This window comes from Streptomyces toyocaensis, from assembly GCF_000725125.1.
GTDB lineage: Bacteria > Actinomycetota > Actinomycetes > Streptomycetales > Streptomycetaceae > Streptomyces > Streptomyces toyocaensis.
Window position 1 is genome coordinate 1 of record NZ_JFCB01000071.1, and the last position, 1,189, is coordinate 1,189.

Genomic DNA, 1,189 nt, shown 5'->3' on the forward strand with positions numbered 1-1,189 from the left:
GCGAGGCGGGCAGGTTCTCGCAGTTGGTGCCCTCGGCCGCGTACAGGTACGGCACCGCGTCGAGGCGGAACCCGTCGATCCCGAGGTCCAGCCAGAAGCGCAGGGCCGCGAGGATCTCCTCCTGCACGCGCGGGTTCTCGTAGTTGAGGTCGGGCTGGTGCGAGAAGAACCGGTGGAAGAAGTACTGCCCCCGCACCGGGTCGTACGTCCAGTTCGACGCCTCGGTGTCGACGAAGATGATCCGCGCGTCCGGATAGCCCTTGTCGTCGTCGGCCCACACGTAGAAGTCCCCGTAGGGGCCGTCGGGGTCCTTGCGCGACTCCTGGAACCACGGGTGTTCGTCGCTGGTGTGGTTCATGACGAAGTCGATGATCACGCGGATGCCGCGCTGGTGCGCGGCGTCGACGAAGTCCACGAAGTCGGCGAGGTCGCCGAATTCGGGCAGGACGGCCGTGTAGTCGGCGACGTCGTAGCCGCCGTCGCGCAGCGGCGACTTGAAGAAGGGCGGCAGCCACAGGCAGTCGACACCCAGCCACTGCAGGTAGTCCAGTTTGGCGGTCAGGCCCTTCAGGTCGCCGACGCCGTCGCCGTTGCTGTCCTGGAAGGAGCGGACGAGGACCTCGTAGAAGACGGCTCGTTTGAACCACTCCGGGTCCCGGTCCCTGGCCGGTGTGTCCTCGAACATGTCCGGCACTGGCTCGTTCACGGTCATGACGCTCCTCGCCCTCCGATTCGCTCTGCGGCGGGCGGTCGCTGAACGTGCAGGACATGCGCGGGAGCCCGCCCCGGCTCCAGCCGCACGTAGTTGGCGATGCCCCAGTGGTAGGTCTCGCCGGTGAGTTCGTCGCGCACCGGCACGGACTCGTACCAGTCCAGGCCGAGTTGGGGCATGTCCAGCGAGACCGTGGCCTCCTGGGGCTGGTGCGGGTCGAGGTTGGCGACCACGAGCACGACGTCGGAGCCGCTGCGCTTGCTGTACGCGATGACGGCGTCGTTGTCGGTCCGGTGGAAGCGGAGGTTCCTGAGCCGGTGGAGCGCGGGGTGCTCCCGGCGGATGGTGTTGAGCCGGGTGATGAGGGGGGCGATGGTGCGGCCCTCGCGTTCGGCGGCTTCCCAGTCACGGGGCCTGAGCTGGTACTTCTCGCTGTCGAGGTATTCCTCGCCGCCCTCGCGCAGGGGGGTGTTCTCG

Annotated in this window: 2 protein-coding genes; both read right to left on the reverse strand. The window is 68.0% G+C overall.

The window, feature by feature from the left end:
• Positions 1-712, reverse strand: a 712-nt coding sequence (locus BU52_RS32595; RefSeq protein WP_037941465.1) for an alpha-amylase family glycosyl hydrolase, incomplete at its 3' end; no start/stop codon positions are given.
• On the reverse strand, positions 709-1,189 hold a 481-nt coding region (locus tag BU52_RS32600), incomplete at its 5' end, for an alpha-glucosidase C-terminal domain-containing protein (protein WP_037941466.1). The genes BU52_RS32600 and BU52_RS32595, both read right to left, overlap by 4 nt.